Source organism: Ferrovibrio sp. GW821-FHT12D07 (genome assembly GCF_058807275.1).
Genome location: NZ_JBXAQN010000003.1, coordinates 185,533 through 200,178, shown reverse-complemented (window position 1 = coordinate 200,178; position 14,646 = coordinate 185,533). Strand labels below are relative to the sequence as shown.

Here is a 14,646-nt window from a genome sequence, read left to right as displayed (position 1 = left end):
GCTCAGGCGGCGATCTGGCAGGTGACCGGCGTATGGTCCGAAGCCTTTTCCCGACCGCGCGGCTCAGAGTCGATCTCGCAGGATTCCAGCCGGTCGGCCAGTTGCGGCGACAGCAGGAAGTGGTCGATGCGCAGGCCGTTATTCTTCGGCCAGGCGCCGGCCTGATAGTCCCAGAAGCTGTACTCGACCGTGCCGGGATGCAGCGCGCGCCAGGCTTCGGTGAGGCCGAGATTGGTGAGACGGCGCCAGGCGCGACGGCTGTCGATGTAGCACAGCGCATCCTCGGCCCAGCCGGCCGGATCGTACACATCGGCATCGGCGGGACAGATGTTGTAGTCGCCCGCCATCAGGAATGGCATGTCGCCGTTGAGCAGGTCGGCGGCACGGCGGGCGAGGCGGTCCATCCAGCGCAGCTTGTACTCGTATTTCTCGCCCGGGCGCGGATTGCCGTTGGGCAGATACAGGCCGCAGATCGTCACGCCCTGAATGTCGGCTTCGATGTAGCGCGCCTGTTCATCGGCATCGTCGCCCATCAGGCGCGTGCGCACGGCGTCAGGTTTGGCCAGGCTGAGCAGGGCCACGCCGTTGTAGCTTTTCTGGCCATGGGTATGGACGTGATAGCCCAGCGCCTCGAATTCCATGCGCGGGAAATCCGGGTCCTGGCATTTGATTTCCTGGAACAGCAGCACATCGGGCTTGTTGGCCGTCGTCCATGCCACGACGTTGGGCAGACGGGCCTTGATCGAATTGACATTCCAGGTGGTGATTCTCATGGCCGCAGTATCGGTCAGGGCGGCGGTCCGGGCCAGTGCCCCGCAGGGTTAGCCGGATCAGACCGAGAAGGAATTGCCGCAGCCGCAGCTGCTGGCGGCCAGCGGATTGCGGATCTGGAAGCCGGCCCCGTTCAGGTCCTCGACGAAATCGATTTCCGAACCCTTGAGGTAATCCAGCGACACGGTGTCGATCAGCAGCTTCGCGCCATCGCGGCTGATGACGACATCATCGGCGGTGGGGGTTTCGTCCAGGCTGAAGCTGTACTGGAAGCCGGAGCAGCCGCCGCCCGATACGCTGATGCGGAGCCCCAGACCGGCATTGCCCTCGGCTTCCGCCACCTTGAGGATGCGGCGCGCCGCCGAGGCCGACAGCGTGACGCCGGGCTGTTCCGCGCCGATGGGGGCGGAAACAGTGGAAGAGGCGGTCTGGGTTGCGGTGTCGGTCATGTTCGCTTAACGCTTGATTTACCAATAATTTGCCACATTCGGAAGGCAATTTAGGGACTTAGGCGCGGAAGTCAATTTCGGCTCCGATTCGCCCGCTATCGCATTGGCCTGCGTACATTGCGACAGGGCAGTCATATGGTTAGTTTCCGCTCCGATTCAGCGTTTTTGAGAAAAGCCTTGCCGAAATGAACGTTTTTGCCGAATTCCGCCAGTCGGTGATCGAGGCCGTCCAGAGCCTCGGACTGCCAGGAATCGCTTCTGGCGACCTGCCGTTGAAAGCCGTGACCGTCGAGCCGCCGCGCGATCCGGCCCATGGCGACCTGGCGACCAATGTGGCGATGGTGGTGGCCAAGCCCGCCGGCATGACGCCGCGCGCGCTGGCCGACAAGCTGAAGCCGCTGCTGGAAGCACTGCCGGCCGTGGATGCGGTCGAGATCGCCGGCCCGGGCTTTATCAACCTGCGCCTCAAGCCGTCGCACTGGCAGGCCCAGGTCGGCGTCATCCTCAAGGCCGGCCTCGATTACGGCGACTCTAAGCTGGGCAACGAAGCCAAGGTGAATGTCGAGTATGTCTCGGCCAATCCGACCGGCCCGATGCATGTCGGCCATTGCCGCGGCGCGGTGTTCGGCGATGCGCTGGCCGCACTGCTGGACAAGGCGGGCTACGACGTCACCCGCGAATACTACATCAACGATGCCGGCGCGCAGGTGGATGTGCTGGCGCGGTCGGCACATCTGCGCTACCGCGAGGCGCTGGGCGAAACCATCGCCATTCCCGAAGGCCTGTATCCGGGCGACTACCTGAAGCCGCTGGGCGCCAACCTTGCCAGCAAATATGGCGACACCTTCCAGACCGCCGATGAAGCCGACTGGCTGTCGCTGTTCCGGAAAGAGGCGACCGACGCGATGATGGACATGATCCGCGAGGACCTCGCGGCACTGAATATCCATCACGCGACATTCACGTCGGAAAAGGCGCTGCACGAGAGCGGCGCAGTGCAGCAGGCCTTTGATCGCCTGAAGCAGCGCGACCTGATTTATACCGGCGTGCTGGAGCCGCCGAAGGGCAAGTTGCCCGAAGATTACGAGACGCGGCCGCAGGAACTGTTCAAGTCGTCGGAATACGGCGACGACACCGATCGTCCGCTGAAGAAATCGGATGGCAGCTGGACCTATTTCGGCGCCGACATCGCTTATCATGACGACAAGTTCCGCCGTGGCTTCAACCAGATGATCGACGTCTGGGGCGCCGATCATGGCGGCTACGTCAAAAGAATGAAGGCTGCCGTCAAGGCCATGTCGAATGACGAGGCCGATCTGGACGTCAAGCTGGTGCAGATGGTCAACCTGCTGGATGGCGGCGAACCGGTGAAGATGTCCAAGCGTGCTGGCACGTTTGTGACCTTGCGCGACGTGGTGGACGAGGTCGGCAAGGATGTCGTGCGCTTCATCATGCTGACGCGCAAGAACGACGCCCCGCTGGAATTCGATTTCAAGAAGGTGACCGAACAGTCGAAGGACAACCCGGTCTTCTATGTGCAATACGCCCATGCGCGCATCTGCTCGGTGCTGCGCAACGCGAAGAACGAAGTGTCGGCCGTCGATACCGCCGATGCTGCGCTGGCCAAGGCTGATTTCACCAGGCTGTCGCATCCGGCCGAACTGGCGCTGGTCAAGCAGCTGGCTGCCTGGCCGCGTCTGGTGGAATCCGCCGCCGAGGCGCATGAGCCGCATCGCGTCGCCTTCTTCCTGCAGGAGGTCGCAGCCGGTTTCCATGGCCTGTGGAATGTCGGCCGCGATGATACCTCCGTCCGTTTCCTGTTGCCTGATGATGTCGATCTGACCCGGGCGCGGCTTGCGCTGCTGCGCGCCGTGGCCCTGGTGATCGCGTCGGGTCTGTCCGTGATGGGCGTGACGCCTGTCGAAGAGATGAGGTGAGACCATGAGCGACTTTCGTGGAGACCGCAGCGCCCGTCCGGTGCCTGGCGAAGACGCCCCGATGCGCAGCCCCAAGCGCCTGATCACCGCCGGCATTGCATTGGGCGCTGTTGTCGCCTTCGGTATCGGCATCTGGTTCGCCTACGATCAGGGCGTGAAGCGCGGTGCGTCCGGCGCGCCGCCTCTGATCCGTGCTGACCAGGGCCCGACCAAGGTTGCACCCGAAAATCCGGGCGGCATGCAGGTGCCGAACCAGGACAAGCAGATTTACGAGCGCCTGCCGGGCTCGCAGACGGCGACCGGCAACCAGACCGAAAAGCTGCTGCCGCCGCCCGAGCGTCCGTCTGCAACACCGACGCAGCCCAATACCAGCGTGACCGTGCCGACGCGTCCTGCGCCGAGTTCCGTGCCCAACCAGTCATCCGGGCTGCCGAACCGCACCGATGCGCCGAGCCCCACGCCGGTGCCGCAGGCCCAGCCGGGCCAGCCGCAGCCGGTGACACCGCAGACACAGGCTCCGGCCCAAACGCAGACGCAGCCCGCACCGCGCACGACTGCCGCACCGACGCCGGCGCCCGCTGCGCCTGCTGCAACCACGCCGACCGTAACGGCGACGCCGGGTGGCGCGGCCCGCATCCAGCTCGCCTCGCTGAAGGATCAGGCGGCGGCGACTGCGACGTGGAATGCGCTGCAGAAGAAATTCCCCGCCGAACTGGGCGGCCTGCAGCCGTCCTATGAAAAGGTGGAAATCGCCGACAAGGGCACGTTCATCCGCCTGCAGGCAGGTCCGCTGAAGGATCGCGCCACCGCACAGGCTGCCTGCACCGCGCTGTCGGCTAAGAACCAGGGCTGCATCGTTGTCGGACGTTAATCAGGTTGAGTGGGGCGCCTATGCCCCGGTGGTGGTCGGCTGCGCCGGCCATCAACTGACGGCGGAAGAGCGCGTACTGTTTGGCGTGCGCAAGCCGCTGGGCCTGATCCTGTTCGCGCGCAACATCGACAATCCGGCACAGGTGAAGGCGCTGATCAGCGATTTCCGTGGCGTGGTCGGCAATGCCTATGCACCGGTGCTGATCGACCAGGAAGGCGGCCGCGTGGCACGCCTGAAGCCGCCGCACTGGCCGGTATTCCCGCGCGGTAGCGTCTTCGGGCAGCTTTATGCGCAGGATCCGCAGCTTGCCGAAGAGGCGGCCTATCTGAATTACCGCTGGATCGGCAGCATCCTGGCCGAGCTCGGCATCGACGTGGATTGCGCGCCGGTCGCCGACGTGCCGGTAGAGGGCGCACATGACGTGATCGGCGATCGCGCCTATGGCCGCGACGCCAAGGTGGTGACGGCGATTTCCGAAGCGGTCATGCGCGGCCTGGCCGATGCCGGCGTGCTGCCCATCATCAAGCATATTCCCGGTCATGGCCGCTCGCATACCGACAGCCATCTCGATCTGCCAGTCGTGGAGACGGCGAAGACTATATTGGAAATGAGCGACTTCCTGCCCTTCGTCGGGTTGAAACATGCGCCCTGGGCGATGACCGCGCATATCGTCTACAGCGCACTGGATGCTGACCAGCCGGCGACGCTCTCATCCAAGGTGATCGCCGAGATCATCCGTGGCCATATCGGCTTCGACGGCGTGCTGATCTCCGACGACCTGACCATGAAGGCGCTCAAGGGTACGCCGGCCGAAACCGGCGTCGCCTCGCTGAAGGCTGGCTGCGACCTGGTGCTCCACTGCTCGGGTAACCTGCCGGAGATGCAGGCGCTGTTCGCGGCGCTGCCGGCGATGACCCCGCGTGCCGCCGCCCGTGTGAAGGCAGCCCGTATTGCGCTGCCGGCGCCGAAGGCCTTCACGGCCGAGGAGAAGGCGCGGTACGAAAGCCTGATGGAGCAGGTGCCGGCGTAATGAGCGACGGCATTCTCCAGACGCTCTATATCGCTTCGACCTGGATACTGCCGGCGCTGCTGGCCATCACCCTGCACGAGGCCGCCCATGGCTTTGCCGCCTGGCGGCTGGGCGACGACACGGCGCAACGGGCAGGGCGGCTCAGCCTCAATCCGCTGCGGCATGTCGACCCGGTGGGGACCATCGTCGTCCCGGCGGTGATGTTGCTGTTCCGGGCACCCTTCCTGTTCGGCTGGGCCAAGCCGGTGCCGGTGAACTTCATGGCTCTGCCGTCGCCGCGCCGCGACATGGCCCTGGTGGCCGCCGCCGGACCCGGCATCAATCTGGCTCAGGCCTATCTCGCCATGCTGCTGTTCCACCTGTTACCCGAGCGTGGCGGCGAGAACGTGATATGGGTGGCCGAAAATCTGAATAATGCTATTAGTATCAATCTCATATTGTGCATATTTAACATGATACCTTTACCCCCGCTGGATGGGGGCCGGGTGGCGGTTGGATTGCTGCCCCTGGCACTGGCGCGTCCCTTGGCCCGGATGGAGCGCTATGGCATGGTTCTGCTGCTGATTCTGTTGATGATCGTCCCTCTGGCGGCGCAGCAATTCGGCAGCGACTGGAACCCGCTTTTTGAGCTGATCACGCCGATTGTCATCGGCCTGCGGGACATCCTGCTTGCGTTGTCCGGGCACGGCGGCTAACACCGCCGCCCAGTTTGATTTTTTGTCCTCCGGGACCCAAGGATTCGTGCCTGTGACAGAAGCTGCCGACACTCCTGCGCCCGTACAGGCTCCCGAAACCGGGGCACCTGCCGGCGATGCCTTCGATGCCGGCCAGCGCGATGGCCTGGTGGACGGCCTGCGCATCGGCGAACAGCTCGTCCTGACCCTGGACGCCTTTGAAGGCCCACTCGATGTCCTGCTGGCGTTGGCCCGCGAGCAGAAGGTCGACCTGCGCAAGATTTCGATCCTGGCGCTGGCCGAGCAGTATCTGAAATTCATCGCCGAGCTGCGCAAAGTGCGCATCGAGGTCGCCGCCGACTATCTGGTCATGGCCGCCTGGCTGGCCTACCTGAAGTCGCGCCTGCTGCTGCCTGAACCTGAGAAGGAAGGCGAGCCGTCCGGCGCCGACATGGCCGCCCGCCTGGCTTTCCAGCTGCAGAAGCTGGAAGCGATGCGCAAGGCCGTCGAGGACCTGACCCGACGCGACCAGGTCGGCCTGGCGATGTTCCTGCGCGGCAAGCCCGAGGGCGTGCGCGTGATCCGCAAGTCGATCTACAACGCCACGCTTTATGAACTGCTGAAGGCCTATGCCGAGTTCCGCGCCTCCAAGGGCTCGAGCGAAGTGCTGACCATGAAGATGGCGCGCCGCCGCATCGTGTCGGTGGAAGAGGCGCTGGCGCGCCTGCGCAACATGATCGGCCAGATCCCGGACTGGGCCACGCTGCAGTCCTTCCTGCCGGTCGATTCAGAAGACCCGTTCACCGTGAAGTCGGCGCTGGCCTCCACCTTCAACGCCAGTCTCGAAATGGCCAAACAGGGCCTGATCGAGCTGAGGCAGGTGCAGACCTTCGGCCCCATCTATATCCGTCGCGGCCAGGGCAACATGCCCGCGGTCGAGACCGCCAATCCGGAAGAGTAAGACGTATGCAGTCCGAGACCGCTTTGCCGACCGATGACCGGCTGGAAGAAGAAACCACGCTGATGGCTGCCGCCTTCAACGATGAAGACGATATCGTATTGCAGGCTGCCGGTGCCGCGCCCAAGCGCGATGACGAAGACGAAGACGAGGATGACGACGACTTCGACGACGATGACGATGATTCGGACGACGAAGACGGCGACGACGATGATGACGATTCCGATGATGACGAAGAGTCGGATGACGACGAAGATGAAGACGAGGATGATGAGGACGACGAGGATGAATCCGATGAGGATGAGTCCGGTGAAACCGCGTCCTCCGATGCGGCCGAAGCCGTAGCGCCGAAGAAGCCGCGCGCGCCGCGCAAGAAGGCCGTGAAGGAAGAGGGTGAGGACGAAGACGAAGACGAAGACGCCGGTCCGGAAATGACGGATGAGGAGCGCGAAGCGGCCTTCGCCAGTGCCATTCGCATCGCCGAAGCCCTGCTGTTTGCCGCCGCCGAGCCGCTGGACGAAGCGACGCTGCGCAAGCGTCTGCCCAAGGGCACCCGTGTGCCGGCCGTGCTGGCCGCCCTGCAGGACGTTTACCGCCCGCGCGGCGTGGTGCTGAACAAGGTCGCCGACCGCTGGGCCTTCATGACCTCGCCCGACCTGCAGCACATGCTGGAAGAACATCGCCAGGTGCAGCGCAAGCTGTCGCGCGCCGCGATGGAGACCCTGGCCATCATCGCCTATCACCAGCCCTGCACGCGCGCCGAGATCGAAGACATTCGTGGCGTCGGCCTCAGCAAGGGTACGCTGGACCTGCTGATGGAAATCGAGTGGGTGAAGGTGCGCGGCCGCCGTCGTGTGCCCGGCCGTCCGGTCACCTATGGCATCACCGATGAGTTCCTGCTGCATTTCGGCCTGGAAAACGCCGATGCGCTGCCGGGCATCGAGGAACTGCGTGCATCCGGCCTGCTGGAAGCCCTGCCGGCATCCGGCGGCATTCCGATGCCGGGCGAGAGCCTGGATGAAGCTGGCGAGGACCCGCTGGACGACGGCGACGATGGCCGCGAATACCTCGAGCCGCTGGTGGACGAGGAAGCCGACGACGCGAAGAACAAGGCTGCCAAGTCCGACGATGCGTGATCGCCCGCAAGGCGGAGATCGCGCAGATGGCCTCGACCTGATCGGGGTCAGTCACGATTACGGCAAACGCCGCGCGGTCAGCGACATCAGTTTCAACGTGGCGCCGGGTGAAATCCTCGGCCTGCTCGGACCCTCGGGCTGCGGCAAGTCGACCACGCTGCGCCTGGCCGCAGGCCTGGAGGATTTGCAGATCGGCGAAATCCGCATCGGCGGCCGCACGGTCGCCGGCCGCAGCATCAACATCCCGACCGAACACCGCCATGTCGGCATGGTCTTCCAGGATCATGCGCTGTTCCCGCATCTGAGTGTGGCGCAGAATATCGCCTTCGGCCTTGGTCATCTGGATGCCGCCGAGCGTGCCGCGCGGGTCACGCTCTGGGCCGGGCGACTGGGACTGTCCCAGCATCTGGATACCTATCCGCATCGCCTGTCGGGCGGCGAGCAGCAGCGGGTGGCGCTGGCCCGCGCCATGGCACCCGAACCGAGCGTGATGCTGCTGGACGAACCATTCTCCAGCCTCGACAGCCGCCTGCGCGACCAGATCCGCGACGAGACCGTCATGGTTCTGAAACAGGCCGGCACGGCGACGTTGCTGGTGACGCATGATCCGGAAGAGGCCATGCGCATGGGCGATCGCATCGCCATCATGCATGCCGGCCACATCGAGCAGCTGGATACGCCAGCCAAGGTCTATGCGACGCCGGCCACGCCATTTACGGCGCGTTTTCTGAGCGAGACCAACGAAGTCCCGGTGAAAGTGGCCGGCGGCAGCGTCGAGACGCCGTTCGGCCGTCTGCCGGCGCCGGCAAAGCTGGGAGACGGCAGTGCCGCCATGCTGATGTTCCGGCCCGAGGCGCTGCAAGAGCGCGACAGTGGCGGTATCGCCTTCACGGTCGAGCGCGCCACGGCCCTGGGTGCCTATCGCCGGCTGGAAATCAGCGGCAGCGGCGGGCTGCGTCTGGCCGCCCGTTTGCCGGCCGGGCCATTGCCGTCGGCCGGCACCGTCCTACATTTCGGCCTGAACCCGGATTTCTGCTTTGTTTTTCCGGCCGCTTAGGGCGGCTTCCGGACACGAAGTTCGGGGGCGGAAGATTGCCTTGGACGCGCCAACTCTGCCATAGTGCAGCGCTGCGGTGCCTACCCTGGAAGACTGCCTGGGCCGGCCCGCGTTGGAGGAGATAAGGGTATGGGTAGCTTCAGTTTCTGGCACTGGCTGATTGTCCTGCTGGTGATCCTGATCATCTTTGGCGCCGGCAAGCTGCCGCGGGTCGCCGGCGATCTGGCTTCGGGCATCAAGAATTTCCGCAAGGGCATGAAGGAAGAGGGCGCCGACGACAAGGCCGACGCCCAGGCGCCTGTCATCAACCAGCAGACCCCGCCGAACGGCAACACGCCCAGTGGCGTGTCTGGCGGTACGCCGGCCGACAAGACCGCGCAGCGCTGAGCAATGGCGGTCGGCACAAGTCCGGCTGCAACAACGGTACGGATGGCGTAGGCGGCGATGTTCGACATTGCCTGGTCGGAACTGGGTGTGATCGCGGTGGTGGCGCTTGTCGTCATCGGCCCGAAAGACTTGCCCAAAGTGCTGCGCACGGTGGGTCAGTGGACCTCGAAGGCGCGCTCGATGGCGCGCGAGTTCCAGAGCGGCATCGACGACATGGTGCGCGAGGCCGAACTCGACGAACTGCGCAAGGCCGCCAAGTCGGTCAGTGATTTCTCGATCGAGAACGAGGTCAAGAAAACCTTCGATCCGGATGGCTCCCTGGAAAAGCAGTTCCAGGAGCATAACCAGGCCATCATGGATGCCACCGCTGATTTGAAGGGCGATGCGACCTCGGCCGACAGCGTGACCAAGATTGATGATCCGGGTCCGGACGCCAAGCCGGTCGAGCCGGCTCCGGCCGCGCCTGTCACCGACAAGACCGAGACCAAAGCGTGAGCGAGACTGCGAAACCCGAAGATGAGGTTGAAGCCTCCCGCATGCCGCTGCTCGATCACCTGATCGAGCTGCGCAACCGCCTGATGTGGGCGATCGGCGCGATCTTCATTGCTTTCGGCGTCTGCTATTTCTTCGCGCCGCAAATCTATTCCCTGCTGATGCATCCGCTGATCGAGGCGGCGGGCACCGAAGGCCGGCGCATGATCTTCACCGCGCCGCAGGAAGCCTTCTTCACCTATATCCGGCTCGCCTTCTGGGCCGCGATGCTGGTCAGCTTCCCGGTGATCGCGGTTCAGGTCTGGATTTTCGTTGCGCCGGGTCTCTACAAGCACGAGAAAAGCGCCTTCATGCCGTTTCTCGTGGCTACGCCGGTGCTGTTCGCCATCGGCGGCAGCTTTGTCTACTACTTCATCATGCCGCTGGCGCTGAAGTTCTTCATCGGCTTCGAAAGTCCGGGCGGCGACGGCAGCATTCCAATCCAGCTTGAAACCAAGGTCAGCGAGTATCTTTCGCTGGTGATGACGCTGATCTTCGCCTTCGGCATGGCCTTCGAGCTGCCGGTGCTGCTGACCCTGCTGGGCAAGGTCGGGATCGCTACCTCGGCGGGCCTGGCCGCCAAGCGACGGTATGCGATCGTCGGCATGTTTGTCTTCGCGGCGATCGTGACGCCGCCGGATGTGATTAGCCAGGTCGGCCTCGCCATTCCGCTGATCCTGCTCTACGAAATCTCCATCATCTCGGTGCGCATGATCGAAAAGGATCGCGCCAAGCGCGAAGCCGCAGAGAAGGCAGCCGCCGAACAGGCCGAACAGGAAGAGAAGAAGGACGAGCCGGCGAAGACCGAATATACGCCGCCGGCCCCCTGAAGGTAACGCGTCATGCATGACATCAAACTGATCCGGGACAATCCGGAATCTTTCGACCGCGCTATCGCACGCCGCGGCGTCGCGCCGCAGGCGACTGCTCTGATTGAGATGGACCGCAAGCGCCGGGCAGCCCAGACCGAGTTCGATGAGCTGCAGGGCAAGCGCAACACGCTGTCCAAGGAAATCGGCGTTGCCAAGGGCAAGAAGGATGAGGCCCGCGCCAATGAGCTGATGGCTGAGGTGGCTGCGCTCAAGGAACGTCTGAGCCTGCTGGAAGTCGAGCAGAAGGCCCATGAGGAAGCGCTGACCGATGCGCTGTCGCGCATTCCCAATCTGCCGGCCGATGACGTGCCGGACGGGCTGGACGAGAAGGGCAATGTCGAGCTGCGCCGCACCGGTGCGCCGAAGACCTACAGCTTCAAGCCGCAGGAGCATTTCGACCTTGGCGAGGGGCTTGGCTACATGGATTTCGCCGCTGGCGTGAAGCTGGCGGGCGCGCGTTTCACGGTGCTGCGCTCGCAACTCGCCAGGCTGGAGCGGGCGCTCGGGCAGTTCATGCTCGACCTGCACACCACTGAATTCGGTTATACCGAAATGCAGCCGCCATTGATGGTGAATGACGCCTCGGCTTTTGGCACCGGCCAATTGCCCAAGTTCGGCGATGACCTGTTCCGCACCACGACCGGCTACTGGTTGATCCCGACAGCGGAAGTGCCGCTGACCAATCTGGCCCGCGACCTGATCATCGACGAGAACGAGCTGCCCTGGCGCTTCACCGCGCTGACCGCCTGCTTCCGGTCTGAGGCCGGCGCGGCTGGCCGCGACACGCGCGGCATGATCCGCCAGCACCAGTTCAACAAGGTGGAGCTGGTCAGCATCGTCACGGCCGACAAGTCGGTCGAGGAACACGAGCGCATGACCCAGGCCGCCGAGGCGGTGCTGAAGAAACTCGATCTTTCGTTCCGCACCATGCTGCTCTGCGCCGGCGACATGGGCGGCGGCGCCCGCAAGACCTACGATCTGGAGGTCTGGCTGCCGGGGCAGAACCAGTATCGCGAGATTTCCTCCTGCTCGAATTGCGGAGACTGGCAGGCGCGCCGCATGAACGCGCGCAGCCGCGCGCCGGGTGAAAAGCAGACCCGTTTCGTGCATACGCTGAACGGCTCGGGCCTTGCCGTCGGCCGGGCCATGATCGCGGTGATGGAAAACTATCAGCAGGAAGATGGCAGCATTGCCGTTCCAGATGTACTGAAGCCTTACATGGGCGGTCTGACCAAAATCGAAAAGGCTGCCAAGTAATGCGTATTCTGGTGTCCAATGATGACGGCATTCATGCGCCGGGCCTGAAAATCCTGGAGAAGATCGCCAAGACGCTGTCGAAAGATGTCTGGGTTGTCGCCCCTGAATACGAACAGTCGGGCGCGTCGCATTCGCTGACGCTGACCCAGCCGCTGCGTCTGCGCAAGATCAACGCGCGCAAGTACGCCGTGCGCGGCACGCCGACCGACTGCGTCATGATGGCGATGCACCAGATTTTCAAGGACAAGAAGCCCGACCTGCTGCTCTCCGGCGTCAATCGCGGCGCCAATCTGGGCGAGGACGTGACCTATTCGGGTACTGTCGCCGTCGCCATGGAAGGGTCGCTGCTGGGTGTGCCGTCGATCGCCATGAGTCAGTGCTTCCAGCATGGTCATCCGGTGAAGTGGGGCACGGCCGAGGCGCATGCCCCCAAGCTGATCAAGAAGCTGGTCAAGGCCGGCTGGCCCAAGGACACGCTGATCAACATCAACTTCCCCGACGTGGTGGCGGATTCCGTGACTGGTGTTGAGGTCGTGACGCAGGGCAAGCGCGAGCTGACCGATCTGCTGCTGGATGCCCGCGTCGATGCGCGCGGCGTGCCGTATTACTGGGTTGGGTTCCGTCGCCAGAAAAACAAGTCCAAGCGTCATACCGATCTGGGCGCGACCGAAAACGGCGCGATCTCAGTGACGCCGCTGCAGCTTGACCTCACTCATGCTGCCAGCATGAAAGCGCTGAAGGCGGCTTTGAAGTAATCGTGGACACCCGCGTCATCCAGTTGCTGATGGAACTGCGTAAGCAGGGCATTGCTGATACGCGCGTGCTGGCCGCCATGGAGCGCGTGCCGCGCGAGCAGTTCGTGGCCGAACAGTTTCTCAAGCACGCCTATGACAACATCGCCCTGCCGATCACCCAGGGGCAGACCATCAGCCAGCCCTATGTGGTCGCCTATATGACCGAGGCGCTGCAGCTGACCGATCGCATGAAGGTGTTGGAGATCGGCACCGGCTCGGGCTATCAGACCGCAGTGCTGACCCGGCTGTGCCGGCGCGTCTACACCATCGAACGCTACCGCTCATTGTTGACCGTAGCCGAGCAGCGCCTGAATACTCTGAACATCACCAATGTCACGACCAGGCTGGGCGATGGCAACAAGGGTTGGCCTGAGCAGGCACCGTTCGACCGCATTCTGGTGACCGCTGCCGCCGACCAGCGACCGGAAGCTCTGATTGCCCAACTTTCGCCGCAGGGCGGCATCATGGTCGCGCCGGTGGCCGTGAACGCCACCGAACAGGACGTGATCCGCTATACCCGCGAGGGTGAAACGGTGCGCGAGGAGCGGCTGCTGCCAGTGCGTTTTGTGCCGCTGCTGCCCGGGATCGCGCGGGAAGCCGCGACTCAGGGCTAACCAGCCTATGAAAACCGGCGAATTGCCTGAGATTGTGGCAGGCCGGGAAGGGCCTTAGACTCACGCCCGATGGTACGGATTCGCATATTTGCCCTGATTGGCCTGTTCGGTCTGGCTGCCTGCGCCACGCAGGAGCCGGCCCCGGTCAGCTATGGCCATCGCGGTGGCGCCCAGTCGGGCATCGTCAGCCGTAATCCGCCCATGCCGACGACAGGCCGTGGTGTGCCCCAGGCGGCACCGCAGGGTGCGGTGACCATGACGCCACTGGATGGCAGTGCGCCATCGCCATCACAACAGGCTCAACCTCAATCCCAGATGCAGGGCGGCGGCGAAGTCGTCACAGTGCAGCCCGGCGAGACGCTCTATGCCCTGTCGCGCCGCACCAACCGTCCGGTGCGCGCCATCATCGACGACAACGGCCTGCAGCCGCCGTACACGCTCAATCCGGGCCAGCGCATCCGTCTGCCCGGCGGCCAGTTCCATACCGTGCAGCGCGGCGAAACGCTTTACAGCATCTCGCGCAGTTTCGGCGCCGATCTTTCGGTGATGGCGCAGGCGAATGACATACCGGCACCCTATACGATCAGTGTCGGCCAGAGCCTGCGCATTCCACCGCGCACCGGTTATGCCGTGACATCGGCTGCTGCGCCGGCACCCGAAAGCCCGACGGCACCGCAGATGCCGGCACCGCGCGGCTTCCAGGCTGAAAGCCTGCCGCCACCATCAGCGACCAGCACACTGCCGCCGGTCGAGCAGCAACCCTCCACCGAACCGCAACCGTCGGCGCCGCTGCCGGAAGCTACGGTGCCGGGCCGCAGCGCGCCCGTACCGCCGGCTGAAACCGCGCAGCCGCAGGTCGCTGCCGCCCCGACACCGCCGCCCACCGCTGATCCACAGCAGGATACCGTGCTGCCGCCGCGCTCGGGCCGCACTTTCTCATGGCCGGTGCGCGGCCGGGTGCTGGCCGGCTTCGGCCCGACACCAGACGGCCTGCATAATGACGGCATCAACATCGCCGCGCGTGCGGGTGCGCCGGTGATCGCGGCCGAGAATGGTGTTGTGGTTTATGCGGGATCGGAGCTGAAAGGTTTCGGTAACCTGCTGCTGGTGCGACATGCCGATGGCTGGATGACGGCGTATGCCCATCTCGACAAGGCGCTGGTCAAGAAGGGCCAAAAAGTCACCAAGGGCCAGGCGATCGGCACCGTGGGCAACACCGGTGGCGTAATGCAGCCGCAGCTGCATTTCGAAATCCGCCGCGGCACCCAGGCCGTCGACCCGGCGAAATTCCTCTCGGTCGCTTAAACT

General features: G+C 64.2%; 16 protein-coding genes. 14 read left to right on the top strand and 2 right to left on the bottom strand.

All coding sequences use genetic code 11. The features are described 5' to 3' along the window. Positions 1-2: 2 nt before the first annotated feature. Both xth and erpA read right to left on the bottom strand, forming a co-directional pair. Positions 3-773: an exodeoxyribonuclease III gene (gene xth / locus AC1RRE_RS18885; protein WP_492983376.1), complete on the bottom strand. Its 771-nt coding sequence runs from the start codon at positions 771-773 to the stop codon at positions 3-5. 57 nt (positions 774-830) lie between these two features. Further along, positions 831-1,220, bottom strand: a complete 390-nt coding sequence (gene erpA, locus AC1RRE_RS18880; RefSeq protein ID WP_492983374.1) for an iron-sulfur cluster insertion protein ErpA — start codon at positions 1,218-1,220, stop codon at positions 831-833. A 185-nt stretch (positions 1,221-1,405) separates the two neighbouring features. Between erpA and argS the strand changes: the two genes are divergently transcribed. The 14 genes from argS (at position 1,406) to AC1RRE_RS18810 (ending at position 14,643) form a co-directional block, all read left to right on the top strand. Then, the gene (gene argS, locus AC1RRE_RS18875) at positions 1,406-3,157 is read left to right on the top strand and encodes an arginine--tRNA ligase (protein WP_492983372.1); all 1,752 of its coding nucleotides are present in this window, start codon (positions 1,406-1,408) and stop codon (positions 3,155-3,157) included. A gap of 4 nt (positions 3,158-3,161) precedes the next feature. Continuing rightward, complete coding sequence (locus AC1RRE_RS18870; RefSeq protein WP_492983370.1) at positions 3,162-4,028, top strand: SPOR domain-containing protein; 867 nt, start codon at positions 3,162-3,164, stop codon at positions 4,026-4,028. Continuing rightward, positions 4,015-5,058: a beta-N-acetylhexosaminidase gene (gene nagZ, locus AC1RRE_RS18865; RefSeq protein WP_492983368.1), complete on the top strand. Its 1,044-nt coding sequence runs from the start codon at positions 4,015-4,017 to the stop codon at positions 5,056-5,058. The genes AC1RRE_RS18870 and nagZ overlap by 14 nt, the downstream gene beginning before the upstream one ends. Beyond that, positions 5,058-5,753 (top strand): site-2 protease family protein, encoded by a 696-nt coding sequence (locus AC1RRE_RS18860; RefSeq protein ID WP_492983366.1) that lies wholly within the window; start codon positions 5,058-5,060, stop codon positions 5,751-5,753. Before nagZ ends, AC1RRE_RS18860 begins: the two co-directional genes overlap by 1 nt. 52 nt (positions 5,754-5,805) lie before the next feature. Beyond that, on the top strand, positions 5,806-6,693 hold the full coding sequence (locus AC1RRE_RS18855; protein WP_492983364.1) for a segregation and condensation protein A: 888 nt from the start codon (positions 5,806-5,808) through the stop codon (positions 6,691-6,693). A 5-nt stretch (positions 6,694-6,698) separates the two neighbouring features. Further along, positions 6,699-7,826, top strand: coding sequence for an SMC-Scp complex subunit ScpB (gene scpB, locus AC1RRE_RS18850; protein ID WP_492983362.1), 1,128 nt, complete (start codon positions 6,699-6,701; stop codon positions 7,824-7,826). Beyond that, positions 7,819-8,883, top strand: a complete 1,065-nt coding sequence (locus AC1RRE_RS18845) for an ABC transporter ATP-binding protein (protein WP_492983360.1) — start codon at positions 7,819-7,821, stop codon at positions 8,881-8,883. The genes scpB and AC1RRE_RS18845 overlap by 8 nt, the downstream gene beginning before the upstream one ends. A 129-nt stretch (positions 8,884-9,012) precedes the next feature. Beyond that, entirely contained in the window at positions 9,013-9,270 is a 258-nt protein-coding gene (locus AC1RRE_RS18840) for a twin-arginine translocase TatA/TatE family subunit (RefSeq protein ID WP_492983358.1), read from the top strand. A 57-nt stretch (positions 9,271-9,327) separates the two neighbouring features. Then, positions 9,328-9,765, top strand: a complete 438-nt coding sequence (tatB, locus tag AC1RRE_RS18835) for a Sec-independent protein translocase protein TatB (RefSeq protein WP_492983356.1) — start codon at positions 9,328-9,330, stop codon at positions 9,763-9,765. After that, a complete protein-coding gene (gene tatC / locus AC1RRE_RS18830; RefSeq protein WP_492983354.1) occupies positions 9,762-10,631 on the top strand; it encodes a twin-arginine translocase subunit TatC in 870 nt (289 codons plus the stop codon). The genes tatB and tatC overlap by 4 nt, the downstream gene beginning before the upstream one ends. A 12-nt stretch (positions 10,632-10,643) precedes the next feature. Then, positions 10,644-11,930, top strand: a complete 1,287-nt coding sequence (serS, locus tag AC1RRE_RS18825; RefSeq protein WP_492983352.1) for a serine--tRNA ligase — start codon at positions 10,644-10,646, stop codon at positions 11,928-11,930. After that, entirely contained in the window at positions 11,930-12,685 is a 756-nt protein-coding gene (gene surE, locus AC1RRE_RS18820) for a 5'/3'-nucleotidase SurE (RefSeq protein WP_492983350.1), read from the top strand. The genes serS and surE overlap by 1 nt, the downstream gene beginning before the upstream one ends. A 29-nt stretch (positions 12,686-12,714) precedes the next feature. After that, positions 12,715-13,338, top strand: coding sequence for a protein-L-isoaspartate(D-aspartate) O-methyltransferase (locus AC1RRE_RS18815; protein WP_492983593.1), 624 nt, complete (start codon positions 12,715-12,717; stop codon positions 13,336-13,338). Between the two features lie 69 nt (positions 13,339-13,407). Next, on the top strand, positions 13,408-14,643 hold the full coding sequence (locus AC1RRE_RS18810; protein ID WP_492983348.1) for a peptidoglycan DD-metalloendopeptidase family protein: 1,236 nt from the start codon (positions 13,408-13,410) through the stop codon (positions 14,641-14,643). The last annotated feature ends 3 nt before the right edge of the window (positions 14,644-14,646 follow it).

What these genes read in the sequence shown, in the direction of transcription:
- AC1RRE_RS18815 (WP_492983593.1), top strand. Translation starts at nt 12,715, where the DNA reads ATGGAACTGCGTAAGCAGGGCATTGCTGATACGCGCGTGCTGGCCGCC.
- surE (WP_492983350.1), top strand. Translation starts at nt 11,930, where the DNA reads ATGCGTATTCTGGTGTCCAATGATGACGGCATTCATGCGCCGGGCCTG.
- argS (WP_492983372.1), top strand. Translation starts at nt 1,406, where the DNA reads ATGAACGTTTTTGCCGAATTCCGCCAGTCGGTGATCGAGGCCGTCCAG.
- scpB (WP_492983362.1), top strand. Translation starts at nt 6,699, where the DNA reads ATGCAGTCCGAGACCGCTTTGCCGACCGATGACCGGCTGGAAGAAGAA.
- AC1RRE_RS18845 (WP_492983360.1), top strand. Translation starts at nt 7,819, where the DNA reads ATGCGTGATCGCCCGCAAGGCGGAGATCGCGCAGATGGCCTCGACCTG.
- AC1RRE_RS18810 (WP_492983348.1), top strand. Translation starts at nt 13,408, where the DNA reads ATGGTACGGATTCGCATATTTGCCCTGATTGGCCTGTTCGGTCTGGCT.
- AC1RRE_RS18860 (WP_492983366.1), top strand. Translation starts at nt 5,058, where the DNA reads ATGAGCGACGGCATTCTCCAGACGCTCTATATCGCTTCGACCTGGATA.
- AC1RRE_RS18870 (WP_492983370.1), top strand. Translation starts at nt 3,162, where the DNA reads ATGAGCGACTTTCGTGGAGACCGCAGCGCCCGTCCGGTGCCTGGCGAA.
- serS (WP_492983352.1), top strand. Translation starts at nt 10,644, where the DNA reads ATGCATGACATCAAACTGATCCGGGACAATCCGGAATCTTTCGACCGC.
- erpA (WP_492983374.1), bottom strand. Translation starts at nt 1,220, where the DNA reads ATGACCGACACCGCAACCCAGACCGCCTCTTCCACTGTTTCCGCCCCC.
- xth (WP_492983376.1), bottom strand. Translation starts at nt 773, where the DNA reads ATGAGAATCACCACCTGGAATGTCAATTCGATCAAGGCCCGTCTGCCC.
- AC1RRE_RS18840 (WP_492983358.1), top strand. Translation starts at nt 9,013, where the DNA reads ATGGGTAGCTTCAGTTTCTGGCACTGGCTGATTGTCCTGCTGGTGATC.
- tatB (WP_492983356.1), top strand. Translation starts at nt 9,328, where the DNA reads ATGTTCGACATTGCCTGGTCGGAACTGGGTGTGATCGCGGTGGTGGCG.